Origin of the sequence: Cellulosilyticum sp. I15G10I2 (assembly GCF_900095725.1) — a bacterium.
Classification (GTDB): domain Bacteria; phylum Bacillota; class Clostridia; order Lachnospirales; family Cellulosilyticaceae; genus FMMP01.
Genome location: NZ_FMMP01000006.1, coordinates 595,848 through 621,080 on the forward strand (window position 1 = coordinate 595,848; position 25,233 = coordinate 621,080).

At 33.5% G+C, this 25,233-nt stretch carries 26 protein-coding genes; all 26 read left to right on the plus strand.

The window, feature by feature from the left end:
- Positions 1 to 5: 5 nt before the first annotated feature.
- Positions 6 to 770 (plus strand): ribonuclease HII, encoded by a 765-nt coding sequence (locus BN3326_RS02815; RefSeq protein ID WP_069997588.1) that lies wholly within the window; start codon positions 6 to 8, stop codon positions 768 to 770.
- The gene (locus BN3326_RS02820; protein ID WP_069997589.1) at positions 767 to 2,206 is read left to right on the plus strand and encodes a hypothetical protein; all 1,440 of its coding nucleotides are present in this window, start codon (positions 767 to 769) and stop codon (positions 2,204 to 2,206) included. Before BN3326_RS02815 ends, BN3326_RS02820 begins: the two co-directional genes overlap by 4 nt.
- A 9-nt stretch (positions 2,207 to 2,215) precedes the next feature.
- Complete coding sequence (locus BN3326_RS02825; protein WP_069997590.1) at positions 2,216 to 2,503, plus strand: EscU/YscU/HrcU family type III secretion system export apparatus switch protein; 288 nt, start codon at positions 2,216 to 2,218, stop codon at positions 2,501 to 2,503.
- Complete coding sequence (locus BN3326_RS02830; RefSeq protein ID WP_242875926.1) at positions 2,466 to 2,834, plus strand: YraN family protein; 369 nt, start codon at positions 2,466 to 2,468, stop codon at positions 2,832 to 2,834. Before BN3326_RS02825 ends, BN3326_RS02830 begins: the two co-directional genes overlap by 38 nt.
- Positions 2,835 to 2,850: 16 nt before the next feature.
- The gene (gene pgeF, locus BN3326_RS02835) at positions 2,851 to 3,690 is read left to right on the plus strand and encodes a peptidoglycan editing factor PgeF (RefSeq protein WP_069997591.1); all 840 of its coding nucleotides are present in this window, start codon (positions 2,851 to 2,853) and stop codon (positions 3,688 to 3,690) included.
- 1 nt (position 3,691) lies between these two features.
- The gene (locus BN3326_RS02840; RefSeq protein WP_171903749.1) at positions 3,692 to 5,023 is read left to right on the plus strand and encodes a DUF512 domain-containing protein; all 1,332 of its coding nucleotides are present in this window, start codon (positions 3,692 to 3,694) and stop codon (positions 5,021 to 5,023) included.
- The gene (gene der, locus BN3326_RS02845) at positions 5,020 to 6,345 is read left to right on the plus strand and encodes a ribosome biogenesis GTPase Der (RefSeq protein ID WP_069997593.1); all 1,326 of its coding nucleotides are present in this window, start codon (positions 5,020 to 5,022) and stop codon (positions 6,343 to 6,345) included. Before BN3326_RS02840 ends, der begins: the two co-directional genes overlap by 4 nt.
- Positions 6,346 to 6,347: 2 nt before the next feature.
- Positions 6,348 to 6,953, plus strand: a complete 606-nt coding sequence (plsY, locus tag BN3326_RS02850; RefSeq protein WP_069997594.1) for a glycerol-3-phosphate 1-O-acyltransferase PlsY — start codon at positions 6,348 to 6,350, stop codon at positions 6,951 to 6,953.
- A gap of 14 nt (positions 6,954 to 6,967) precedes the next feature.
- Positions 6,968 to 7,963, plus strand: a complete 996-nt coding sequence (locus tag BN3326_RS02855; protein WP_069997595.1) for an NAD(P)H-dependent glycerol-3-phosphate dehydrogenase — start codon at positions 6,968 to 6,970, stop codon at positions 7,961 to 7,963.
- Positions 7,964 to 8,135: 172 nt separating this feature from the next.
- Positions 8,136 to 9,614, plus strand: a complete 1,479-nt coding sequence (spoIVA, locus tag BN3326_RS02860; protein WP_069997596.1) for a stage IV sporulation protein A — start codon at positions 8,136 to 8,138, stop codon at positions 9,612 to 9,614.
- A gap of 174 nt (positions 9,615 to 9,788) precedes the next feature.
- On the plus strand, positions 9,789 to 11,489 hold the full coding sequence (locus BN3326_RS02865; RefSeq protein ID WP_069997597.1) for a biotin/lipoyl attachment domain-containing protein: 1,701 nt from the start codon (positions 9,789 to 9,791) through the stop codon (positions 11,487 to 11,489).
- A gap of 12 nt (positions 11,490 to 11,501) precedes the next feature.
- Positions 11,502 to 12,200, plus strand: coding sequence for a YggS family pyridoxal phosphate-dependent enzyme (locus BN3326_RS02870; RefSeq protein WP_069997598.1), 699 nt, complete (start codon positions 11,502 to 11,504; stop codon positions 12,198 to 12,200).
- 14 nt (positions 12,201 to 12,214) lie between these two features.
- Positions 12,215 to 12,652: a cell division protein SepF gene (locus tag BN3326_RS02875; RefSeq protein ID WP_069997599.1), complete on the plus strand. Its 438-nt coding sequence runs from the start codon at positions 12,215 to 12,217 to the stop codon at positions 12,650 to 12,652.
- Between the two features lie 15 nt (positions 12,653 to 12,667).
- On the plus strand, positions 12,668 to 13,453 hold the full coding sequence (locus tag BN3326_RS02880; protein ID WP_069997600.1) for a YlmH/Sll1252 family protein: 786 nt from the start codon (positions 12,668 to 12,670) through the stop codon (positions 13,451 to 13,453).
- 11 nt (positions 13,454 to 13,464) lie between these two features.
- The gene (locus BN3326_RS02885) at positions 13,465 to 14,100 is read left to right on the plus strand and encodes a DivIVA domain-containing protein (protein ID WP_069997601.1); all 636 of its coding nucleotides are present in this window, start codon (positions 13,465 to 13,467) and stop codon (positions 14,098 to 14,100) included.
- A complete protein-coding gene (gene aroB, locus BN3326_RS02890) occupies positions 14,097 to 15,179 on the plus strand; it encodes a 3-dehydroquinate synthase (protein ID WP_069997602.1) in 1,083 nt (360 codons plus the stop codon). The genes BN3326_RS02885 and aroB overlap by 4 nt, the downstream gene beginning before the upstream one ends.
- 44 nt (positions 15,180 to 15,223) lie before the next feature.
- Positions 15,224 to 15,700, plus strand: a complete 477-nt coding sequence (gene lspA, locus BN3326_RS02895) for a signal peptidase II (protein ID WP_069997603.1) — start codon at positions 15,224 to 15,226, stop codon at positions 15,698 to 15,700.
- A gap of 4 nt (positions 15,701 to 15,704) precedes the next feature.
- Positions 15,705 to 16,619: an RluA family pseudouridine synthase gene (locus BN3326_RS02900; protein ID WP_069997604.1), complete on the plus strand. Its 915-nt coding sequence runs from the start codon at positions 15,705 to 15,707 to the stop codon at positions 16,617 to 16,619.
- Between the two features lie 172 nt (positions 16,620 to 16,791).
- On the plus strand, positions 16,792 to 17,331 hold the full coding sequence (gene pyrR / locus BN3326_RS02905; RefSeq protein WP_069997605.1) for a bifunctional pyr operon transcriptional regulator/uracil phosphoribosyltransferase PyrR: 540 nt from the start codon (positions 16,792 to 16,794) through the stop codon (positions 17,329 to 17,331).
- 28 nt (positions 17,332 to 17,359) lie between these two features.
- Complete coding sequence (locus BN3326_RS02910) at positions 17,360 to 18,682, plus strand: uracil-xanthine permease family protein (protein ID WP_069997606.1); 1,323 nt, start codon at positions 17,360 to 17,362, stop codon at positions 18,680 to 18,682.
- Positions 18,683 to 18,874: 192 nt separating this feature from the next.
- Positions 18,875 to 19,765, plus strand: coding sequence for a site-specific tyrosine recombinase XerD (gene xerD / locus BN3326_RS02915; protein ID WP_069997607.1), 891 nt, complete (start codon positions 18,875 to 18,877; stop codon positions 19,763 to 19,765).
- Positions 19,766 to 19,852: 87 nt separating this feature from the next.
- Positions 19,853 to 21,022: a phosphopentomutase gene (locus BN3326_RS02920; protein WP_069997608.1), complete on the plus strand. Its 1,170-nt coding sequence runs from the start codon at positions 19,853 to 19,855 to the stop codon at positions 21,020 to 21,022.
- 39 nt (positions 21,023 to 21,061) lie between these two features.
- Positions 21,062 to 22,366, plus strand: coding sequence for a pyrimidine-nucleoside phosphorylase (locus BN3326_RS02925; protein WP_069997609.1), 1,305 nt, complete (start codon positions 21,062 to 21,064; stop codon positions 22,364 to 22,366).
- A 126-nt stretch (positions 22,367 to 22,492) separates the two neighbouring features.
- On the plus strand, positions 22,493 to 23,671 hold the full coding sequence (locus BN3326_RS02930) for a D-alanyl-D-alanine carboxypeptidase family protein (RefSeq protein WP_069997610.1): 1,179 nt from the start codon (positions 22,493 to 22,495) through the stop codon (positions 23,669 to 23,671).
- 139 nt (positions 23,672 to 23,810) lie between these two features.
- A complete protein-coding gene (locus tag BN3326_RS02935) occupies positions 23,811 to 24,575 on the plus strand; it encodes a segregation and condensation protein A (protein WP_069997611.1) in 765 nt (254 codons plus the stop codon).
- Entirely contained in the window at positions 24,565 to 25,140 is a 576-nt protein-coding gene (gene scpB / locus BN3326_RS02940) for an SMC-Scp complex subunit ScpB (RefSeq protein ID WP_069997612.1), read from the plus strand. Before BN3326_RS02935 ends, scpB begins: the two co-directional genes overlap by 11 nt.
- Positions 25,141 to 25,233: the final 93 nt, after the last annotated feature.

Sequence of the window (25,233 nt, forward strand, 5' to 3'; positions counted from 1 at the left end):
TTAACATGAAGATTTCAGAAATAGATAATATATTAAAGAAACTAGATATAGAAGCACTTAAAGAACAAATGGTGTCTTTTAAAGAAGATCATAGAGTAGGTGTGCAAAAATTACTTGTTAAATACCAAAACAAACTTATACAGCATTATAAACAGCGGGAAGAGTGGGCTTTGAAATGTAGATTCGATCAGAATATTCATCAGAATAAGCATGTGTTGGTAGGCGTAGATGAAGTTGGAAGAGGACCGCTTGCAGGACCTGTGGTGGCAGCAGCCGTGATCTTACCTTATGATACTTGTCTTTTGGGACTTAAAGACTCAAAAAAAATGAGTCCCTTAAAGAGAGAGGAACTTTATATCAAAATTCAAGAGATTGCTTTGGCAGTTGGCATTGGTATTATAGATGCTAATCGGATTGATCAAGTGAATATACTCAATGCAACTTTTGAAGCAATGCAAAGTGCACTGCTTCATCTCAATCAAGCTTATGATGTAATAGGTGTAGATGGAGATAAGACTATACCAAATATAGCCGCTTTACAACATGCTATCATAGGTGGGGATGATAAAAGCGCTAGTATTGCAGCAGCAAGTGTTATAGCAAAGGTTACAAGAGATCGTATGATGCATCAATATGCTAAAGCGCATGATGTATATGACTGGATAAATAATAAAGGATATGGAAGTTCTAAACATTATGAAGGTATCAGAAAATATGGTATTACGCCATTACACCGAAAATCTTTTTTGAAAAATGAGGGGATATTTTGATTAATAGTTTTCAGCTGCTTAAACAATTTGATGATCAAATGAATGCAACAGAATTAACTAGCCTTCAAAAAAATATACTGCTTCATAAATATTTAGATTTATTATTAAATCAGCTACAAGTTGGAGACAGTATAGAGGGGATAATAGCAAAATTGTCTGAGGATAAGTATGTCCTTCAAGTAAAGCCGCAGATTCATATTCCTATCCATGTTTCTGATCAATTAGAAATAGGAAAACTTATGACATTTACAGTTCAGGGGAAGAATGACGGGAAACTATATTTGCAACCGGAGTGGCCACAGGAAGCTAAAGAGACATCGCTTATTCAAAAAACTTTAGATGAATTAAACTTACCCAGAAACGTAGTTATGAAAGAGATCGTAGATCATTTTATGCAAAAGCACCTTCCGCTTACAAAAGAAACACTTCTTAAAGCCTATCAACTTCACAAAACATATAATATACCTTCTAAAGTTATAACAAATTTAATTGCTCATCAAGAGCCCTTCTTAGAGCAAAAAGTAAAAACATTAGCCAGCTTACGTGAAAGCGGCTTAAATCACCTTGCATCTGATCTTAAATCAGTTTTACAAGGACTTGGAAACAAAGAAGATTTAATCAAGGTCTTTGATGTGCTTAAAGAACTGATTCCAAGTGAGCAACTAGATACTTTAAGCAAACATATAATGACCCAAAACAACACCAATATATTAAATAATAACGTTAAAGAGGAGACGAAAAATACCTCAGATGAAATAATCAGTATGAGGGAGACTTGGTCAAAACTTTTAGATTTGACAACAAGCAAAGACTATAAGGCTATAAATGAAAGTGTACTAAAAAAGCTAATTGGTTTTGTTTATGATGAAGTAATACATGTTAATCTTAAGAGTATGAAAACTAATCAGGGTGAAAATGAAAAAATATATAATACTTATAATCTGCTAACAAAAATATTAAATACATTAGATAAGGCTGATCTATCAAAAGAAGAAAGAGAGCATATTAATTATATGAAAGACCCTCTTAGTGTGCTTGGTAAAGCAAATATGCAGGCTGAGTACTTTGTATTTCCAATGCTAAATGGAAACACTAAGATGCAAGGAGAACTCTACTTTTTTAAGCCTAAAAAGTCTCATAAAAAGAACCAAAATAATCTCTATATTGTTTTAGCACTTACGTTTCCAAATATAAATCATATACAAATACATATTAATAAACAAGACAAAGATATTCTCTTGCATGTAGAAGTTGAAAATGAAGTAATACAAAAACATATTGTGCAATATATGCCAATTCTTAATGAACAAATTGATATATTAGGGTTTAGTGTAAGTAAAATAACATGGAGTTTATTAAACCAAGTATCCCAAAAACAATTTATTCTAGAAGATGATTTTAATAATGCACTTAATCATATGGATTTTAAAATATAAGGAGGGCGTATGCAAAAAGAAAAAGTAAAACGAGCAGCAGCACTTTCTTATAAAGAAGACATGACAGCACCCACGGTTATTGCAAGCGGACAAGGTAAAGTAGCAGATAATATTCTAATAGAAGCGGAAAAAAATGATATTCCTGTTTATCAAGATGAGAAGCTGGCTACAATTTTAACAGAAATAGAAATAGGAAAGCAAATACCGGTAGAATTGTATGAAGTAGTTGCAAAAATCATGGTATTTGTAGGAGATATGGATGAGTTATATGCAAAAACAAAGTATGCAAAAAAATAAGAGGTTGATTGGTGCAGCGTATGAAAAGCTAGCAACAGATAGTCTTACTGCAAAAGGCTATACAATTATTTGTAATAATTATAGATGTAAAGTTGGAGAAATAGATATCGTAGCTAAAATACAAGAGTGTATTGTATTTATTGAAGTGAAATATAGAGCAAATAGCTTATACGGATTTCCCCGTGAAGCTGTAAACTATAAAAAACAGCAGCGTATTAAGCTGACAGCAAAGTGTTACTTAAGACAACACGAAAAGTATGAGGTAAGCTGTAGATTTGATGTCATAGAAATACTAGGAGATGTATTAACGCATATAGAAGGGGCTTTTTAGGAAGGGGAACAAAGATATGAATAGGGATGGGCATTTTAAGATTAAGGAAAAAGATAATCTTAAATACTTAGTTTTTGAAAAGTGGGAAGCAGATACAGAGCTTATTCATTGCTTTACTACGAGGCACGGCGGCGTAAGTACCGGGTGTTTAGAGAGTTTAAATCTCGGATTTAATAGAGGTGATATACATGAAAATGTGATGCAAAACTATCAAAGTGTTTGTGATGTATTGAAAGTTGATCTTAAGAGTGTTGTATTATCTAAACAAGTCCATGATACCAATATTATTAAGGTGGAATTAGAGGATGCTGGCAATGGTATTTTCTACAATAGCAAGTGGGAGAGTGCAGACGGCATGTATACTAGTCAGCCCAATATCACTTTAGTAACGCACTATGCAGATTGTGTACCTTTGCTTTTTTATGCACCAGGTTACTCGATTATCGGCATGACTCATGCAGGATGGCGTGGAACTGTTAAAGGAATTGCAGGATCGCTAGTTGATAGATGGGTAAGAAAAGAACGTATTCCGTTAGATGCCATACAAGTCGTGATAGGCCCTTCTATAGGAGAGTGTTGTTTTGAAGTAGGTAAAGAGGTAGCTGATGCATTTGTTACTGCATTTAGCGAACAGTCATTTATTAAGTGTAATAGTTTGGCCGACAAATACTCTATTGATTTGTGGCAGTGCAATAAACATATTCTTATAAAAAGTGGCATTAAGGAAGAAAATATATTTATAACAAGTCTATGTACAAGTTGTAATGAAGATTTATTTTTTTCTCATAGAAAATCAAATGGAGCAAGAGGTACACTGGGGGCTTTTATGGCGCTTAGATCAGTAGGAGATGAATAATTTGAACTATAAAGAACATAAGATAATAGACATAGAAAAAGGCAGTATAGCAGAAGAAATGCAAATTAAAGGCGGTGATAGCCTTATTTGGATTAATGAAGAAAATATTGAAGATGTATTTGACTATCAGTATGCTATGGCGGAGGAGATCTTAGAAATATGTATACGAAAAAAGAATGGAGAAGAGTGGATTTTAGAAATAGAAAAAGAATATAGCGAAGACATAGGCTTGATTTTTGAAAATAGTTTGATGGATGAGCTTATTACATGTCAAAACAAATGCCAATTTTGTTTTATAGATCAGCTTCCGCCTAATATGAGGCAGACAGTTTATTATAAAGATGATGATTGGCGCATGTCTTATTTAAATGGCAACTACATTACATTAACGAATATGAGACAAAAAGATATGGACCGATTACTTAAGCATCGTTTGTCACCTATTAATATTTCAATTCATGCAACAGATCAAAAGGTAAGAACACAATTACTCAATAATAAATTTGCCGGTAATATTATTGATCAGATAAGGGTACTTGTAGATGCAGGGATAGAGATTAATGGACAAATCGTTTTATGTAAGGGGATTAATGACGGAGAGGTACTAGAACAAACTATTGAAGATCTTAGCCAGTTTATACCACATATCCTCTCTTTAACAGTAGTACCAGTAGGGATATCTAAATTTAGAGAGAACCTTGCAATGCTTCAAGGCTTTGATAAAGAATCTGCAAAAGAAGTAGTGCGGGTCGTTCGAAAATGGCAGAGTTATTATCTTGAAAAAATGAATACACGCTTTATTTTTGCAGCTGATGAGTTTTATATCAAAGCTGAAGAGGTATTACCAACTTATGAAGAATATGAAGACTTTCCAGTGCTAGATAATGGAGTAGGCATGATTACTAAGTTTAAACGTGAGTTAACAGAGGGTATACAAAAATTAGCGATTAGCCATGATCATTTTGAATGTTCCGTAGTAACGGGATGTCTAACAGAGTCTTTTATGCATGAATGTATCAGAGAGCTTAAAAATAAGCTACCCAATTTTATAATCCATATTTATCCAGTAACTAATTATTTTTTTGGTGAAGAGATTACAGTTACTGGGTTATTAACTGGGAGCGATATAATAAAAACATTAAAACAAAAAAAAATATTAGGTAAGGTATTACTTTTAGCCGATAATATGTTAAAATGTGGAGAACCTATCTTATTAGATGACTACACTATAGAGAAAATATCAAAAACATTACAGATACCCATTGAAGTTGTACCAAACCAAGGAGAAGAATGGGTTGATAAAATTTTAGCTATAAAGGAGAAATATCAATGAGTAAACCAATAGTTGCAGTAATAGGTAGACCTAATGTGGGAAAATCTACCTTGTTTAATAGATTAACTAAAACCAAAATGTCAATAGTAGACGATACACCAGGGGTAACTAGAGATAGAATATATGGAGAAGTAGAATGGCTTAATCATCAATTTACTTTAATTGATACAGGTGGAATTGAACCTGTAAGTACAGATGTTATTTTAAGTCAAATGAGAAGACAGGCTGAGGCGGCCATAGAATCGGCTGATGTTATTTTATTTCTAGTAGATGTTAAGACAGGGCTTACAGACTCTGATATGCATGTAGCCAATATGCTTAGAAAAGCTAAAAAGCCAGTTGTACTTGTTGTTAATAAGGTAGATGATATTGTAACTCAATCTATAGGGATGTATGAATTTTATAATCTTGGGCTAGGAGATCCTATCCCTATTTCAGCTGGACAACCTCTTAACTTAGGAGATATGTTAGATGAAATAGTGTCTCATTTTGATGTGAGTGAAGTAGAAAATGAAGACGAAGATAAAATAAAAGTTGCTATTATTGGAAAGCCTAATGTAGGCAAATCTTCGCTTGTGAATAAAATTGTAGGAGAAGAACGTGTTATAGTTAGTGATATCGCAGGGACGACAAGAGATTCAGTGGATACAGAAATTGTTATTAATGAGCAAAAATATGTATTAATTGATACAGCAGGCATAAGAAGAAGAAGCAAAGTTAAAGAATCTATAGAAAAATATAGTATTATACGTACTGTTTCTTCGATAGAAAGAGCTGATATTGTACTTATAATGATTGATGCCAATGAAGGGATTACAGAACAGGATACTAAAATAGCGGGAATGGCGCATGAAGCCGGCAAAGGCTGTATTATAGTTGTTAATAAATGGGATGATATAGATAAAGACGATAAGACTATGAATAAGTATCTCAAGGAAATTACAAATACTCTCGCATATATGCAGTATGCCCCTTGTATGTTTATTTCTGCTAAAACAGGTCAAAGAATTCCAAAATTATTTGAAATGATATATACAATTGCTCAAAATCAAACGCGTCGTGTAAGTACTGGGGTATTAAATGATGTGCTTTATGAGGCAATGGCAATGAACCAGCCACCAAGTGATAAAGGAAAACCATTGAAAATATTATATATGACGCAAGTGAGTGTTAAACCACCAACCTTTGTTATATTTGTAAATGACAAAGAGCTTATGCACTTTTCGTATCAGAGATATATCGAAAATCAAATGAGAGAAGCATTTGGTTTTAAAGGAACTCCTTTAAGATTCATTATTAGAGAAAAAGGAGGAAAAGAATAAGTATGTATCGTATAGCAGCATTTATAATAGGATATCTTTTTGGCGGTATTCAATCAGCTATTTTGTATGGAAAGATTAAGGGAATTGACATTACTAAACATGGGAGCGGCAATCCAGGGACAACCAATGCCGCAAGGGTTTTAGGAAAAAAGGCCGGTATTATAGTTTTATTAATAGATATTTTTAAAGCAATATTTGCAGTGGTATTAGCTAGAATACTATTTCCAAATGAAGATCTTTTAATAGGATTATATAGCGGAATTGGAGCTATACTAGGACATAGTTATCCTTTGTTTTTCAAATTCAAAGGTGGGAAAGGGATCGCGACAACAGCTGGAATGCTTCTTGCTTTAGATATTAAGATATTCCTAATAGCAGGCGTTCTTTTTCTCATAACTTTTGGTTTTACTCAAATTGTATCTATTAGTTCTTTGGTTTTAACAGCTTCTATTCCAATAATACTTATCATTTTTCATAGTGGTGCGCCTTATGGTATAGAGGCCATGATTCTAGGTATAGTTGTAACAGGCATTACTTTTTATAGGCATAAAGCTAATATAAAGAGGCTGATTGAAGGAACAGAATCAAAACTAATTATTAAGAAGTAGCAGGAGGTATACAGGTGAAAGATATAGCTATTGTAGGAGCCGGTGGATGGGGGCTTGCGCTAGGGTTGTTACTTAATGAAAAGGGTAATAATATTACAGTTTGGTGTTACGATGAAGCAGAAAAAAATTCTATTTTACAACATAGAGAAAATAAACGTTGCCTTCCAGGAATCAAAATACCTCTTGAAATTCATTTTACTACTTCCATGAGAGAAGCACTAAGTGATCAGGAGATCGTTATTATAGCTGTGCCTTCAAAGGCAATAAGAGCAACTGTAAATTTAATGAAAGATTATATAGCACAAGATACAATTGTTGTTAATGTATCAAAGGGAATAGAAGAAGGCAGTTTGCTTAGGCTATCTGAGGTGATAGAGCAGATATTACCTAATAAAGTAGTTGTATTATCAGGGCCAAGTCATGCAGAAGAGGTAGCCAGACATATTCCTACTACGGTTGTAGTAAGTGGGAGAGATATGAAGGCAGCAGAAAATATACAAGATACATTTATGACTAAATTTTTCCGAGTTTATACGAACGATGATCTTGTTGGTATTGAGCTTGGAGGCGCACTAAAAAATGTTATCGCACTAGCGGCAGGAACTATTGAAGGCATAGGCTATGGGGATAATACAAAAGCTGCTCTTATCACAAGAGGCATAGCGGAGATTACAAGACTTGGAGTTGCCATGGGCGGCAATCCAGCAACTTTTGCAGGACTTACAGGCATTGGTGACCTTATTGTAACGTGTACAAGCGGACATAGTAGAAATAGAAGGGCCGGAGAACTTTTAGGTAGGGGTTATACAGTAAGTGAAGCACTTGATAAGGTGAATATGGTTGTAGAAGGCGTTCCGACAACTAAGGCAGGACATGAATTGATGCTTAAATATGAAATTGAAATGCCCATCTTAAATGCCATTTATGAAACTTTATTTGAAGATAAATCAGTCAAAGAATCTATTAATGATTTAATGCAAAGAGACAAAAAAAGTGAGCATTATTATTAAAACGAAGAATAATTAAGATAAACGGAGGCAAATCCATCTGATTTGCTTCTTTTTTATTAAAGTGATAGTGTTAAACTTAAGTAAAAACAACATATATTTAGTACTATATATTGCTAGACAAACATATATTTTAATGTACCCATACATTTTAAATATAAGGAGGTATCTTTTGATGGAATATTATGATATATATAGGGATATTTCAGAAAGGACAAATGGCGATATATACATAGGAATAGTAGGTCCAGTAAGAACAGGTAAATCTACATTTGTAAAAAGATTTATGGAAACGCTGGTTATACCTAATATTAAAAATGATTACAGTAAAGAAAGAACTCAGGATGAACTACCTCAAAGCGGAGATGGAAAAATGATTACTACAACAGAGCCTAAATTTATTCCCAATGAGGCCATTGGTATTACTATAGGGGGAGATTTTGAGGTTAAGGTAAGAATGATTGACTGTGTAGGTTATATGGTACCAGAAGCAGAAGGACATTTATATAATAATGTGCCTAGAATGGTAAAAACACCGTGGTTTGAAGAAGAAATACCTTTTGCACAAGCTGCGGAAATTGGAACAAAGAAAGTTATAACTGATCACTCAACAATAGGCATTGTTGTTACAACAGATGGAAGTATTACAGAAATTTCGAGAAATAGTTACATAGAAGCAGAACAACGTGCTATTCGAGAACTTAAAAAGCTAGGAAAACCATTTATTGTAGTCTATAATACAAAAAAGCCATTTGATGCAGAAACAGTAGAAGCATCAAATATGCTTTCTAGGGAGTACGATGTTCCTGTTGTGCCTATGGATATTGCACAGATGAAATCAGAAGATATTCATCAACTGCTAGAGAAAATACTTTATGAATTTCCACTTAATGAGATTCAATTTATGCTTCCTAAATGGGTAGAGACTTTGGATAATGAACATTGGGTTAAAAAAGCATGGATAGACTATATTCAAGAATTTATTTTTCCTCTAGAGAATATAAGGCAAATTAGAGAAGCAGTAGATCAATTTAGAGACATGGATTTTATCAAAAATGTTTACTTAGAAAAAATTCAACTTGGTGAAGGTGTTGTTAAAGTAGATGTTAATACAACAGATGACCTTTTCTATCAAGTGCTTTCAGAAACAACAGGAATGGAAATTCATGGAGATCATGAGTTGATGATTCTTATTAAGGAGCTTGCAAGTACTAAGAAAGAATATGATAAAGTAGCCTATGCAATGAATGAAGTTAAAGAGAAAGGGTATGGCGTTGTCAGTCCTATTTTTGAAGAGCTTACATTAGAGGATCCAGAAATAGTTAAACAAGGTAATAAGTTTGGTGTGAAATTAAGAGCAAGTGCACCAAGTTATCATATTATTAGAGCTAATATTCAAACTGAAGTTTCACCTATTGTTGGGACAGAAAAGCAAAGTGAAGACCTAATCAACTACCTTTTAAGTGAGTTTGAAACAGATCCGGGGAAAATTTGGCAATCTAATATTTTTGGCAAATCTCTTCATGAACTAGTTAATGAAGGGTTGCAAAATAAGCTTTATAGAATGCCAGAAGATGCACAGCAAAAACTTCAGGAAACGTTGCAAAAAATTATCAATGAAGGCAATGGCGGGCTTATTTGTATTTTACTTTAAAAGGCACATTTGTGCCTTTTTTATTTTTAAGAAAGTATAGGATAGATTGCGGTAAGCTATACTTTCTTAAAAATAGAAGCGCTCATAAATGATTTTGTGCTTTCTAAGTATTGCAAGATTTACTATTCCATTATATCATGATAAGTATTAGAGGATATGATTGGAAGTGAACAAATGAATAACAACTTAAAGCAGCATAAAACAATCGATTTGCATTCTACTAAAAGACAACGTTCTTCTAAAAGTAATAAGTTAGAGTATTTCAATCCCTATACAAGAGAATCTGAGTATCCTGCAACACAAAGTGCATACACTCCAATGGTTTCTCCAGAAGTTAGAAAAAAACAGATTAAAGAGAATAATAAGTTATCAAAACGTGATATTCGTAAAAACAAACGTAAAGATAAATTGCGTTTTAGTGTTAAAATTGTCTTAGCTATGTTTATTACAGTAACTACGGTTTGGGGGGCTATTAGTATTAAAGATATGTTAACTTACCCAAAGGTATCCTATCAAATTGTAAAAACAGGCAGTATAGATAATTCGAAAGCATTTGAAGGAATCATTATTAGAGAGGAGAAAGTATACTATAGCGAAAAAGAAGGTATGATGAAGACAATAATAGCTGAAGGAGAAAAAGTTAAAAAAAATGGAGAAGTATGTGTTTTAATTAATGATCCTTCGCTGCAGCAAGCTTTAGAAGAGAAGAGTAAAATAAGTCATGAGCTTTATAACGCAGCAAATAAACGAGAAAAGTTTTCATATTATCAGGATGACCTTTACCAAATAGATTCAAGTATTAAAAATACAATTAATACTTTTTATAGTGAAAGATATAAAGATACGACAGAATATATTTATTCAATAAGAAATGAATTAGAAAATAACGTAAGTAAACGGACGAAGTTATATGTTAACGAGCAAAATACTTTAGGGGAGACTGTTGGACAAAAATTAACAACTTTGAATGCCGAAGTAAGTCAGATGCAGTATGCTAATAAAACAGAAAAATCAGGCATAGTTTCTTATGGTATAGATGGCGCAGAAGAACGTCTTACGCCACAAGTTATTGACACTATGAGTTATAGTATGTTTAAGGATATAAGACAAGAGAGTCATCAAAATCTTGGAAATAACACATACATCTCAAAAGGAATGCCCCTTTATAGAATTATATCAGATGATAGATGGTATATAGTAACTTATATTGATCTTGAAGAAGGAGACGCTTATAAAGAAAGACAAAACTATGTATTGAATTTTGAGACAGGAAATCGTATCCAGATTACTTTTAAATTAGAAAAGAAAATAATAGAAGATAATAAGATCAAACTGGTTTTTGAAACAAATGAGCAAATGGATCGGTTTTTGAATTTAAGAATTCTTGATTTTAGTATTGGCAATAGAAATGAAGAAGGGCTAAAAATACCACTGCAGGCTATTGTAGAACAAAATATGTTAAAAATACCATCTGAATATAAAATAGAGAAAGATGGACAACTCGGTGTATACCGTAAAAATAGTGACATAACTGAGTTTGTAAAAATAATTCCTCAGTATGAAAAAAATGATGAGATTTATATTTTACAAGAAGTAGGCGTAAGAGATGCTATTAACATCAATGATATTTTATATCATCCAACCACTCAAGCAACGCTAAAATTAGGCGATATCTACACAAAAGAGGGGGTATATGTTATTAATGGTAAGCTTGCGCAGTTTAAGGCAATAGATGTGTATTTGCGGAATAATGAATATGCACTTATTAAGTATACTGCAAATAATGAATTAAAAGAATTAGACAAGATTATATCTAATCCAAAAAGTATAAAAAGAGATCAACTTTTACAACATATGAATATACAGAATGAATAGAAGGTGAAAAAATTGATAAAAGAAAACCTGGAAAAGATAAGAGAAAGTATAGGTAAAGTTTCTCAAAAGGTAAATAGAAGTATAAATGATATTACCCTAATTGCAGTCTCGAAAACTTATCCCGTTTCAGATATTGAACAAGCAATTGCATTAGGATGTAGAGATTTTGGAGAAAATAGAGTACAAGAATTAATAGATAAAATAGATAAAGTTGATACACCTGTAAATTGGCATCTTATAGGGAATCTTCAAACGAATAAGGTAAAATATCTAATTGGCAAAACGAAGCTTATTCATTCAGTAGATAGTATAAAGCTAGTACAGGAAATACAAAAGCAGTCAATCAAGAAAGGTATTTTAACTGATGTATTGTTAGAAGTTAATGTAGGTCGAGAAACTTCCAAACATGGTATTTTAATAGAAGAGACGATGGAATATGTTAAGCAGATATCAGGACTTTCCCATGTTAGGATGAAAGGTCTTATGACGGTGGCTCCTTATGTAGAAAATCCTGAAGAAAATAGACAAATCTTTAGACAACTTTATGATTTATCGGTTGACATCCAAAAACAAAAGCTTAATAATATAAGTACAGGAGTATTATCCATGGGAATGAGTAATGACTATGAGATAGCTATTGAAGAAGGCGCTACGATGATTAGAGTAGGCACAAATATTTTTGGCGACAGAAACTATACTTATAGTAAATAATAAGGAGGAGATTTATGAGTTCTTTTATGTCAAAACTTAGAAATATATTTTCACCACAAGATGAATATGATGATGACGAATTGGAGGACATGCCAAGGGAAAGTGAACCTATTAATAGAAATATAGGTCATACTCCCCCTATATCTCCAGCAAAAGTGGTTTCAATTAATCAGTCAAATAAAATGGAGATTCTTAATTTTACGATGCTTAGTTACGATATGACGGGAGAAATATGCTCCTATATTAAAGCTAAAAAGCCTATTATTGTAAATATGGAGAAAATTGATCAACATGAAATGCAAAGAGCAGTTGATTATTTAACAGGAGCAAGTTGTGCCTTAAATGGTTCAGTAGAAAAAATTACTGAGAATATATTTATCTTTGCACCTGAACATATTCATATTAATCCAGAGAAACTTAAACAAAAAAATATATTTCAGCCAATAGTGTAGTTAGAAAGTGAGTTTATGAAAAAACCGTTACATGAGATTAAGGATCCCAAAGAAAAACTATTTATTAACATCCTTTTAGAGTATTCACGTAAAAGAGAAGTTCAGAAAAGAGCTTTTTTTACTGAATTTTATAATGTAGAATGGATGAAACAGGTTATTCAAAAACATGTAGGGCTAACCAATATGTTTGCGTATCAATTTTTTGGAGGATATGAGCATGCCGAAAGGCAGGTTTTGGGTTTTTTTCCAACATATGATACAAATTTTGTATTTCCTATTGGGTGTTTGAAGATTATAGTAAAAACAGGTATCGGTAAGGCTCTATCACATCGTGATTTTTTAGGTGCTTTACTTGGTCTTGGGTTAGAAAGAGATATCATAGGAGATATTATTATTAAACCTTTTGGAGCTTATTTAATTATTAAGAAAAGTATGATTGACTATATTACTTGTACATTAACAAGTATAGGCAAATATCAGAATATCGAGCTTGTGGAGGTTAGTTTTTCAGAGTTAGAGTTATCAGTAGGTTCCCCGCAAGTCAAAGAAATTAATACAACTGTTGCATCATTAAGAGTAGATTCTGTAGCATCAGTTGGATTTGGAATTTCGAGAACGTCTTGTACGAAACTTATACAAAATGATAAAGCAAAGTGTAATGGTATACTCATCTCGCCACAGCATTTTTTAAAGGAGGGAGATATTATTACATTAAGAGGTTATGGAAAAATAAAGTTAAAACAAGTTAATGGAACAACTAAGAAAGATAGGCTGCACATTTGTATTGAAAAGTATATATAAGGGGGATTTATATGTTATCACCAGTTGATATACAAAATAAAGTATTTAAAAAGAGTAAGATAGGCGGTTATAACGTAGAAGAAGTTAATGATTTTGTCGAGGAGGTCATTAGATCTTATCAAGAACTTATTAATGAAAATTATGCACTTAAAGATAAAATGAATATACTTAATGAAAGTATTCAATACTACAGAACTATGGAAGCCACTATACAGAATGTGTTGGTTTTAGCAGATAAAACAGCGCAGGATACCAAGAGTGCTGCCTATGAAAAAGCAGAGCAAATTAAAAAGGATGCAGAGCAAAGGGCCGAGAAAATGATTTTCTCAGCAGAAGAGCGTGTGAGCAGGATTTTAGAAAAAGGAAGGCAAGAAGCATTTGAACTTGATCAAAATATAGAGGCAATTAAAAGACAATATAAAGGATATAAAATACAATTCAATCAAATCCTACAAGCTCAACTTGAAATTATTGAAAATAATGAAGACAAGTCTTTGGCTAAAGAAGATGACCTATTTAAGGAGACACCAACTGTTACTGAGGAAGAAAAAGATCTTTTAACTGGGTTTGAACCGCTCAATTTAGATGAGGATAATAAGTTTTATACTAAAGAATATATGCCTATTTGTGATGAGGAGTTAGCATGAAAATATTAAAAGCAGTTAAAAGCAGGCCGTATGACGTTTGTTGTACTGATAATTTTGAGGAGCTTAAACAGTCTATCACTACAGTCTGTAAGCCAAGTAGTATTTGTATTATAACAGATAGTCACATAGCACCTATTTATCTTGAGACTGTTAAAAGCATAGTTGAACAGATTGCGCCAACTTGTGTTCATGTTTTTGAAGCAGGAGAATTATCCAAAAACATATCAGTCATTACACCTATTTTTGATACATTACTAGCTCATAAAATAGATAGAAGTTCAGTTATTATTGCGCTTGGGGGAGGTGTTGTAGGGGATATTGCTGGTTTTGCAGCAGCGACCTATATGAGAGGGATTCCTTTTATACAAATTCCAACAACTGTTGTTGCACAAAACGATAGCAGTATCGGTGGAAAAGTAGGTGTAGATTATTTAAAATATAAAAATATTGTAGGCGCATTTCATAATCCATTATTAGTTTATATTAATATTAGAACTTTAGAAACACTGCCTGCAAGAGAACTAATCGGCGGTATGAGTGAAGTCATAAAACACGCGCTTATTTATGATGCGAAACTGTTTGAATATTTAGTTGCGCACAAAGATCAAATACTTGCATTAGATAAAAAGATTATTAAAGAGATGACCTTTAGGTCTTGTAAGGTAAAGTGTGATGTTGTTGAAGCAGATCCAAAGGAATTAGGTGTTAGAAAAATTCTCAATTTTGGACATACCGTTGGACACGCTATAGAAACACTCAGCGCATTTAAATATTCTCATGGAGAGTGTGTAGCTTATGGCATAGTTGTCGCAGCTTACATGAGTTATAAAAGACATTTATTAGATTTAAAGCAAGTAGAGCTCATTATTGAGGTATGTCGTAAGTTTGGACTTTTACAGTCTTTAGATCATTATGCTACAGCTGATATATGGAAGCATATGGCATACGATAAAAAGAAATCTTATGGTAAGGTATCTTTTATTCTTCTGCAGGATGTTGCACACACAATAATTGTCACAGATGTGAAAGAAGAAGATGTAGAAGAGGCTATGAAATTTTTAATGAAAACGTGCAGCTAAGCACGTTTTTTCTTAGTCATTTTATTAATTGAAGGGAGTAAAATATGACGATTATAACATTATTAATCATAAGCGGCTTGGTTATTTTGGATCAACTATCAAAACTATGGGCAGTTGCTGCACTTGGACAAGGAAGGGATATTTTGCTATGGAAAAATATATTTCATTTAACGTATATAGAAAATAGAGGTGCAGCGTTTGGAATGCTTCAAGGAAAGCAATGGTTTCTTATTAGTATGACTATTTTAGTACTTATTGCTATCATTATTTACTTTAGAAAAATTCCATCTACACCCTCAGGAAAATGGATGAAGCTTTCATTTGTACTCATAATAAGTGGGGCAATCGGTAATCTTATAGATAGAATATCTCTTAGTTATGTAAGAGATTTCTTATACTTTAGATTGATCGATTTTCCAGTATTTAATGTGGCTGATATTTTTGTTGTAGTAGGAGTCGGGATTTTGCTTGTAGTTATTATTTTTGGAGAAATTGATACGCCCCAGGGTGCAGAGGAATAAGATTATGGCAGAACAAATTAATATTGTTAGTACAGATCAAGAAGGTATTAGACTAGATAAATACCTCGCGGAAAAATTACAAGATTATACAAGATCATTTCTACAAAAATTAATAGATGAAAAACATGTGACTGTAAATAATAAATATGAAAGCAGTAAATATAAAATTAAGATTAATGATAGTATCCTAGTTGAAGTTCCAGATCCTATAGAGGTTAATATTGTTGCTGAGCCTATTCCTATAGATATTGTCTATGAAGATAAAGATATTATTATTATTAACAAACCACAAGATATGGTTGTTCATCCTGCTCCAGGCAACTATAGAGGGACATTAGTAAATGCTTTGTTATATCATTGCAAAGATAATTTGTCCGGAATTAATGGTGAGATTAGGCCGGGTATTGTACATCGAATAGATAAAGATACTTCTGGGTTGCTGATGATTGCAAAAAATGATAAAGCGCATCTGAAACTATCAACACTCCTAAAGGAACATGACATTTCAAGGAAATATCATGCTATTGTTTATGGGGTCTTTAAAGAGATGGAAGGTATTGTAGAAGCGCCTATAGGGAGATCTCATCAGGATAGAAAAAAAATGGCAATAACAGATGGCGGAAGGTATGCAAAGACCCATTATAAAGTACTAGAGACTTATAAAAATTTTAGTTATATTGAGCTTACCTTATATACAGGAAGAACGCATCAAATAAGAGTTCATATGAAACATATAGGACATCCACTACTTGGAGATCCTGTTTATGGACCACAAAAACTTGCATTTGGCATAGATATGCAAATGCTGCATGCGAAAACATTAGGATTTGTTCATCCAAGTATAGGGAAATATATGGAGTTTGATAGCGACTTACCGCAATATTTTACAATAATGATTGACAAACTTAGAAAAACATGAGAAAATAAATCAAATTTGAATCCTTTAAAATAGTCCGAGAGGCTAATAAGGTGTACAATAACGAAATAATGATGCATGCACATGCGTGTATATTGTATATCTAGAAAGGCTTCTTATTGACTTAAGAAGCCTTTTTTATTTATCTATCTTAATTTTAAATAGGGAGCCTGATATGGAAGAACAAAAAATATTACTCGATGAAGCAGCTATGAATAGAGCGCTAACAAGAATTGCCCATGAGATTATAGAAGCAAATAAAGGGGCAAGGGATATAGTACTTGTAGGAATTGAAACGAGAGGCGTGCCACTTGCCAAAATATTATCTGAGAAGATAAAACTGATTGAAAATACTGATGTGCCTGTAGAAAAAATAAATATTACTTTTTATCGTGATGATTTAGAAAAAAAATTTTCCCAGCCTATTACTGGAGAAAGTATCATTAATTCAAATATTAATGGGAAAACTATTATTCTTGTAGACGATGTCATTTATACAGGAAGGACTGTTCGGGCGGCGATGGATGCACTTATGGATATTGGAAGACCAAGCTATATTAAACTTGCGACACTTATAGATAGAGGGCATCGAGAACTGCCTATTCGCTCAGATTTCGTAGGTAAAAATATACCGACATCTAAAAAAGAGATCGTCCATGTTCATATTAAAGAAATAGATGGCGATAATATTGTTTTGCTAGAAATTAAAAATTAATATAAATTACTTAAAAGGAGAAATGAATATGGAACAAATTAACATTAGTAAAAAGCTTATCCTTGGTCTGCAACACGTACTCGCAATGTTTGGTGCAACAGTACTGGTACCTATTTTAACGGGGCTAGACCCAGGGATTGCACTGCTTTGTGCCGGGATAGGAACTTTAGTATTTCACAGTGTTACAAAAGGTATAGTTCCTGTGTTTTTAGGATCAAGTTTTGCATTTATTTCAGCTATTGCTATTACATTACAAGCCTATGGCATTGGTGTAGTAAAGGGGGGGATTATTGCAACTGGACTCGTTTATGTTATAATGGCAGGAGTTATTAAACTAGCAGGTGTTGAAAGAGTAAAATCATTTTTTCCACCTATCGTAGTAGGCCCTATCATTATGGTTATAGGCCTTAGACTTAGTCCTGTTGCAATTAACATGATAGGCTATTCACCTATTGTAGAGCAGAACCCAGATGCACAGAAGATGGCTGAAATACTAACAAGTAATGGTTTTCAAATAGACAGCGCAATCTTCAATAATGTTTCTGGTGTTTTTAGAATTCCTTTTCAAGGTCTTTTAGTAGCGACTATCGTTATTGTTACCATGATTATTGTATCTATATTTGCAAAAGGTTTTTTTAAGATGGTACCTATTCTAATTTCTGTAATTGTAGGCTATTTAGCAGCAATGGTATTTGGTATGGTTGATATAGCAGCTATTGTTGATGCCCCTTGGTTTGGTTTTTCAGACTTAGGAACTGAGCATCTTTTCACTCTTCCTAAATTTACTTGGGAAGCGGCTATTGCAATTGCACCTATTGCACTTGTTGTTTTTATTGAACATATAGGAGATATTACAACAAATGGTGCTGTAGTTGGCAAAAACTTTTTTGATAATCCAGGGGTCCATAGAACACTGCTTGGAGATGGACTTGCAACAATGGCAGCGGGACTTTTAGGTGGCCCGGCAAATACTACATATGGTGAAAATACAGGCGTACTTGCAGTGACCAAAGTATATGATCCAAATGTTATAAGAATAGCTGCTGTTTTTGCAATAGTACTTAGTTTGTTTGGTAAGTTCACAGCAATTATTCAGACGATACCTACGCCTGTTATGGGAGGAATCAGTATTATTTTATTTGGAATGATTGCGAGTGTTGGTGTAAGAACGTTAGTTGATGCACAACTTGATTTTACGCATAGCAGAAATTTAATTATTGCAGCGATTATTTTCGTTACAGGAATTAGTATTGATAATATCGCAGTGGTAGGAACTATAACGATATCAGGACTTGCCATAGCAGCGCTGATAGGAGTTGTTTTAAATAAAGTGTTGCCACAAGATATTTAGTCATAATAAAACACTTATCAGCTATGATAAGTGTTTTATTATATTTACAAACAGAAGATAAAGATTATGCCTTAAGAAATAGATGGAATAGTACATAAAAATGAAATGATATAGACAGTAAAAGTCATTTTAGGTATAATAGAATAAAACTAAAATTCAAATAATATTATAGAGGGTTAAAGGGGAGTAGATATGCAGGAATATATCACGTTATTTTTATATTATTTAAAAGACGTTAAATCAGCATCCAATAATACCATCCAATCCTATGAGAGAGACTTGAAGTATTTTCTAAAGTATCTCCAACAAATTAATATTACGGATATGGTGAAGCTTACTGATAAACATATTAATACCTATTTAGAGTCTATGACAAGTGCAGGGAAATCTACTGCAACTATTTCAAGAACATTAGCTTCTATTAGAGCGTTTTGTCAGTATCTTATACATCAACAAGTGCTGAGTGAGAATCCTGCACATATAATTGCCCTCCCTAAGATTGATAAAAAAGTCCCTAAAATTTTAACTGAGGCTCAAATTACTTGTTTGCTAGATCAACCCAACGTAAATGATATAAAAGGGATTAGAGATCGTGCAATGTTAGAATTACTCTATGCAACAGGGATTAGGGTTTCGGAACTAATAGGTCTTAGAGTAACAGATATTAATTTGCAGCAAGGTTATATTATTTGCAGAGATTCTCAAAAAGAACGGACTATTCCTATTGGTAAGTCTGCTATTACCGCACTTAATCAATATATTGTACAAGTTAGACATGTACTATTAAGAGAACATGCAGATAATTGTCTATTTGTTAACTGTAATGGGCAACGGATGACAAGACAAGGATTTTGGAAAATCTTAAAGAACTATTCTAAAGCACTTAATATTGCAGAAGATATTACACCACACATGTTAAGACATTCTTTTGCAGCACATTTAGTTCAAAATGGTGCTAACTTAAAGTCAGTTCAGCAGATGTTAGGACACTCCGATATTTCGACAACACAAGTTTATATGCAGCTCAATAAAGAAACAGAAGAGCTTAAGGATATTTATAACAAGTCACATCCAAGGGCTTAGAAATAATACCAGAGTATAAAAACTCTGGTTTTTTTGTATACTTATTTATATAATAGAAGCATAAGTGGGATAAGGAAGGTGGAAAATATGAAAAGAGTAATATGGATTGTTTTAGATAGTGTAGGGATAGGCGCTATGCCAGATGCATATCAGTATGGCGATGAAGCCGCAAATACACTTTCACATGTTTATGCCAATTGTGGAGGATTAGATATAAAGCATATGATAGAATTAGGACTTGGGAATATTGACGGTATTGAACTTTTACCTAATCATATAGCACCTAAAGGGGCATTTGGAAGACTTGCGGAACTATCTAAAGGGAAGGACACAACTACTGGACATTGGGAAATGATAGGTATTTATACAAAGGAACCTTTTCCGACGTATCCTAATGGGTTTCCTAAAACACTAATTAATACATTCGAAAACAAAATAAAAGGTGGTATTATTGGTAACTATCCCGCTTCAGGGACCCAGATCATTGAGCAATTAGGTGAAGAACATATGCGGACGGGACATCCGATAGTCTACACCTCAGCTGACAGTGTATTTCAGATTGCAGCCCATGAAGAAATTATACCGCTTGAAAGGTTGTATGAAATATGTGAAATAGCTAGGCAGATGCTAGTTGGTGAACATGAGGTTTCCCGTGTTATTGCAAGGCCTTTCGTTGGTGAACCAGGACAATTTGTAAGAACTTCTAATCGTAGGGATTTTGCAGTAACTCCCCCGGTGCCTAATCTTTTAACTTATTGCCAGAAAGATAATATTCCTGTTATTGCTATAGGAAAAATAGAAGATATTTTTGCTAAGCAAGGGATATCGCAGGCTATTCATACTATAAGTAATGAAGATGGCATTGATACAACAGTAGAATGTATGAGACGGTATAAGGAAGGGATAATCTTTACTAATCTTGTGGATTTTGATATGAAATGGGGGCATAGAAATGATTATAGGAGTTATGGCCAAGGTTTAGAAGAGTTTGATAGAAGGCTTCCTGAGATATTAAATCTCATGACACAAGAGGATATTCTCATTATTACAGCAGATCATGGATGTGATCCTACTACAAAGGGATCTGATCATACAAGAGAATATGTACCCCTGATTGTAGTTGGGGAGAAGATTAAAGCAGGTTTTAATTTAAATACTCGATCAAGTTTTGCAGATATAGGGCAAACGCTCTGTGAGCTGTTTGGTATGAAGGATTTAGAAATTGGTACAAGTTTTTTAAAAGAAATTTTGAAATAGACTTTGGGATTAGATAATCAAAATGAGGAGGCTGTTTTTATGAGAATGTATGAAATTATAGAACATAAGAAAAAAGGAAAAGCCTTATCTAAAGAAGAAATAGACTATGTAATACAAGGTTATACTAGTGGGATAATCCCAGATTATCAGATGTCGGCGCTACTTATGGCAATTTATTTTAAAGGTATGAATATTGAAGAAACTTCTGATTTAACACTTGCTATGGCTAAAAGCGGAAATATGATGGATTTATCACTTATTAGAGGTATAAAGGTTGACAAGCATAGTACGGGAGGTGTAGGTGATAAGACGACAATCGTTCTAGGACCGCTTGTTGCAGCAGCAGGCGTTAAGGTGGCGAAGATGTCAGGAAGAGGACTTGGCCACACAGGAGGAACGATAGATAAGTTAGAAGCAATACCAGGATTTAAGGTAGAGTTAACTATGGATCAGTTTGTTGAACACGTTAATAAACATCATATAGCTGTTGTCTCTCAAAGTGGAAACTTAGCGCCAGCAGATAAAAAGATTTATGCACTTAGAGATGTTACTGCGACAGTGGACAATATTTCACTTATAGCAAGTTCTATTATGTCTAAGAAAATTGCATCTGGAGCGGAAGCTATTGTACTTGATGTGAAGTGTGGAAGTGGCGCTTTTATGAAAGAAACAGAGGAAGCTGTAAATTTGGCTGAAGTTATGGTGGATATTGGAAACCAAGTAGGCAGAAAAACAGTAGCTGTTATATCTGACATGAATCAGCCTCTTGGATATGCAGTAGGGAATGCTTTAGAAGTTAAAGAGGCGATAGAAACGCTAAAAGGTCATGGACCTAAAGATCTCACTGAACTAACAATTACACTAGCAAGTCATATGCTTGTCCTAGGAGAAGTGTGCAGTGATATTAAAGAAGCAGAGATCATTATAAAAGAGATTATCAAAAATGGAAAAGCTATAGATAAGTTAAAGGAATGGATAGCATTACAAGGAGGAGATGTTAATGCGGTAGATAATTATGAGCTATTAGGTAAATCAAAATATACAGAAAAAATTATTTTAGAAGATACGGGGTATGTTTATTCAATTAATGCCGAAGAGATAGGCAGGGCTGCATTGGTATTAGGTGCAGGCAGGGAAAACAAAACAAGTGTAATTGACCTTACTGTAGGGGTTGTTATTCATAAGAAAATAGGGGATTATATCAGAGAAGGGGAAGCAATTGCTACTATTTATTACAATGAAACAGCGCAACAAAAGGCAGCGCGCAGTATTCTGACCAATGCATATGTTATTACCCAAGAGGTGCCTAAGACCCCTCAACTCATTTATAAGTTCATAGGTTAGTCTATTGATAAAAAATAAGCAGCTCGTTAAGGGCTGCTTATTTTTTATCAATAGAAAAGCTCAAGTAAAGTATATTTTCTATAAAATGACAAATACTACAAGGGGAATAATAATAAGGAGGTACTTATGAAGAAGATACTGATAGTAAGTATGTTAATAAGCATAATGGTAACATCACAATCATTACATGCTACGGCTGATAAACCAAAAGAATCTATAGCGGCTACAGCTAGAAGTTATGTCCTGATAGAAGAATCCAGCGGCAAAATATTACTTGATAGTAATAAAGATGTCCCACTACCACCGGCTAGTATTACCAAGATCATGACACTTTTGCTTATAAATGATGCAATAGCGTCAGGAAAGATAACATGGGATGATAGGGTGACAATAAGTGAACATGCAGCACATATGGGTGGATCACAAGTTTTTATGGAACCAGGTGAAGAGCAGACGGTCAGAGACTTAGTGAAATGTATTTGTATTGCATCAGCAAACGATGCAGCTGTTGCGATGGGAGAATATATTGCAGGAAGTGAAGAGAAATTTGTGGAAATGATGAATCGACGGGCTAAAGAATTAGGGATGAATCAAACAGTCTTTAAAAATGCATGTGGACTCCACACAGAAGGGCATGTTTCAACTGCCTATGATATTGCGCTGATGTCGCGGGAACTTATGAAAAAATATCCCGAACTCTCTAAAGTTTTGACAATTTGGATGGATACAATTATCCACAAGACCAGACGGGGAGAGTCAGAGTTTGGTCTTTCAAATACAAATAAAATGATTAAATGGTACAAAGGTATAACAGGGCTTAAAACGGGGTACACTCCAGAGGCTAAACATTGTGTAAGTGCAACAGCAACTCGTGGTGGCATGGGGCTTATTGCCGTAGTTATGGGGGCGGCAGATGGCAAAACAAGATTTCAAGAAGCAGGTCAGCTTCTAGACTATGGCTTCGCAAATTATATGGTTAAGACAGGACCGCAAATAGGAACCGTAGTTGGCAAAACGCCCATTAAAAAAGGAGATAAAGCCCTTGTTGAAGGCGTTACAGAAGAAACGAAAGCATTTGTAGTTGGAAAAGATAATGCAAATATAGAGTTAACTTATGAAGTTAAATATGATAATAACTTATGTGCCCCGATTACAAAAGGAGATAAGATAGGTATTATCACATATTATCTAGAGGGGAATAAAGTAGGAGAGGCGCCAGTTGTAGCCGCGTATAATGTAGGGAAGGCAAAACTAAAAGATATGCTGCCCTATATGTATAGGAGATACTTTAGTTTATCAAAATAATGGCGTAAAAGCATAATTAGTGCCCATATCTAATTATGCTTTTATTTTTACTCTTGCATAAATAATAAGTAGGCTATACACTAAATATATATTAGTAGCATGTTTGTGAAGCATGTAAAATATGCAGGAGGAAATATAAGTGTCCGTAACATTTAAATTGCAAGATTTTGAAGGGCCGTTAGATTTATTATTATATCTTATTGAAAAAAACAAAATGAATATTTATGATATTGAAATTTCTGCTATTACAGATCAATACATGGAGTATCTTGAAGATTCTTCTCAAATTGAACTCGAGCAACTAAGTGATTTTATTGTAATGGCATCAAACTTACTTCTCATTAAATCAAAAATGTTGCTGCCTAAGCAGACAAAAGTAGAGGAGGAGTCAGAGGAAGATCCAAGAGAGGAACTAGTAAGAAAGCTACTCGAATATAAAAAATTTAAGTATGTTTCAGATAAACTTCATGAATGTCAATCTGCCTCCTATACATATTGTTTTAGAAATTCATCAGCACATATAGATATTCCAGAAGTTTCTATACCCTATGATGAAATCTTAGAAAATGTAACATTACAAGGTTTATATCGTACTTTTCAAGAACTTATTAAACAGAAAGAGTGGGAAATACGTGAGAAATCAGATAAAAAAATAGACTATAATATTTTAAGAAAAGATGTTTATACAATTGAACAAAAAAGCATTTATATTCTTCAACTGATTAAGCTAAATCAAAAAACAAGCTTTTTTGAAATATGTGATAAAAATATGCCCAAGATTGAACTGATAGTCTCATTCATGGCGTTATTAGAACTCGTACATAAGAAAAAAATAATAATTACGCAAGTAGATCCACTAGGAGATATAGTAATAACCGGAGGGTGTGAGTGTGATGAAAACTGAACTTGAAAGCCTTATAGAAGCATTGCTTTTCTATTCTGGAGATGTAATATCAAAAGAGAGATTGTGTGAAATATGTGATGCAGAAGAAATTACAATGCATATGGCTGTTTATAAACTTAATGAAATCTATAAAGCAACGAACAGTGGGATAGAAGTCATAGAAGTGGATGATGGCTATCAAATGTGTACAGCACCTAAACATACCAGTTATATACAAAAGTTAAGACAAAAGCCTATAAAGAATATGCTTACACAAGCGCTTATTGAAACGTTATCTATTATAGCTTATTCGCAGCCTATTACCCGTACACAAATAGAAGATATACGAGGGGTAAGATGTGAACATGCACTCAGCAGGTTAGTAGAGTATAACCTTATCGAAGAAGTGGGGAGACTTAATGTTATTGGCAGACCTATTTTATTTGGGACAACCCATGATTTCTTAAGACACTTTGGATTTAAAAATTTGGACGGACTTCCTAAAATTAAAGAAGAGTTATTACAGCGGTTTAAAGATGAGATAAGAGAAGAAATGAATTATTATGAAGAGGATAACAAGATGTGACGTTTTGTATTTGCTGCGCATAATCCATAAAGAATGAATAAAAGTTAGTAAGATGAGGGATGATTTTACATAAGTAATTATTTCATTATAAAG

Bases quoted from the DNA above. Each gene is read 5' to 3' on its own strand.
- der (WP_069997593.1), top strand. From the start codon at position 5,020: ATGAGTAAACCAATAGTTGCAGTAATAGGTAGACCTAATGTGGGAAAA.
- lspA (WP_069997603.1), top strand. From the start codon at position 15,224: ATGACGATTATAACATTATTAATCATAAGCGGCTTGGTTATTTTGGAT.
- BN3326_RS02880 (WP_069997600.1), top strand. From the start codon at position 12,668: ATGAAAAAACCGTTACATGAGATTAAGGATCCCAAAGAAAAACTATTT.
- BN3326_RS02875 (WP_069997599.1), top strand. From the start codon at position 12,215: ATGAGTTCTTTTATGTCAAAACTTAGAAATATATTTTCACCACAAGAT.
- pyrR (WP_069997605.1), top strand. From the start codon at position 16,792: ATGGAAGAACAAAAAATATTACTCGATGAAGCAGCTATGAATAGAGCG.
- BN3326_RS02930 (WP_069997610.1), top strand. From the start codon at position 22,493: ATGAAGAAGATACTGATAGTAAGTATGTTAATAAGCATAATGGTAACA.
- BN3326_RS02865 (WP_069997597.1), top strand. From the start codon at position 9,789: ATGAATAACAACTTAAAGCAGCATAAAACAATCGATTTGCATTCTACT.
- BN3326_RS02825 (WP_069997590.1), top strand. From the start codon at position 2,216: ATGCAAAAAGAAAAAGTAAAACGAGCAGCAGCACTTTCTTATAAAGAA.
- spoIVA (WP_069997596.1), top strand. From the start codon at position 8,136: ATGGAATATTATGATATATATAGGGATATTTCAGAAAGGACAAATGGC.
- plsY (WP_069997594.1), top strand. From the start codon at position 6,348: ATGTATCGTATAGCAGCATTTATAATAGGATATCTTTTTGGCGGTATT.
- xerD (WP_069997607.1), top strand. From the start codon at position 18,875: ATGCAGGAATATATCACGTTATTTTTATATTATTTAAAAGACGTTAAA.
- BN3326_RS02830 (WP_242875926.1), top strand. From the start codon at position 2,466: ATGAGTTATATGCAAAAACAAAGTATGCAAAAAAATAAGAGGTTGATT.
- scpB (WP_069997612.1), top strand. From the start codon at position 24,565: ATGAAAACTGAACTTGAAAGCCTTATAGAAGCATTGCTTTTCTATTCT.
- BN3326_RS02925 (WP_069997609.1), top strand. From the start codon at position 21,062: ATGAGAATGTATGAAATTATAGAACATAAGAAAAAAGGAAAAGCCTTA.
- BN3326_RS02900 (WP_069997604.1), top strand. From the start codon at position 15,705: ATGGCAGAACAAATTAATATTGTTAGTACAGATCAAGAAGGTATTAGA.
- BN3326_RS02910 (WP_069997606.1), top strand. From the start codon at position 17,360: ATGGAACAAATTAACATTAGTAAAAAGCTTATCCTTGGTCTGCAACAC.
- BN3326_RS02815 (WP_069997588.1), top strand. From the start codon at position 6: ATGAAGATTTCAGAAATAGATAATATATTAAAGAAACTAGATATAGAA.
- pgeF (WP_069997591.1), top strand. From the start codon at position 2,851: ATGAATAGGGATGGGCATTTTAAGATTAAGGAAAAAGATAATCTTAAA.
- aroB (WP_069997602.1), top strand. From the start codon at position 14,097: ATGAAAATATTAAAAGCAGTTAAAAGCAGGCCGTATGACGTTTGTTGT.
- BN3326_RS02920 (WP_069997608.1), top strand. From the start codon at position 19,853: ATGAAAAGAGTAATATGGATTGTTTTAGATAGTGTAGGGATAGGCGCT.
- BN3326_RS02885 (WP_069997601.1), top strand. From the start codon at position 13,465: ATGTTATCACCAGTTGATATACAAAATAAAGTATTTAAAAAGAGTAAG.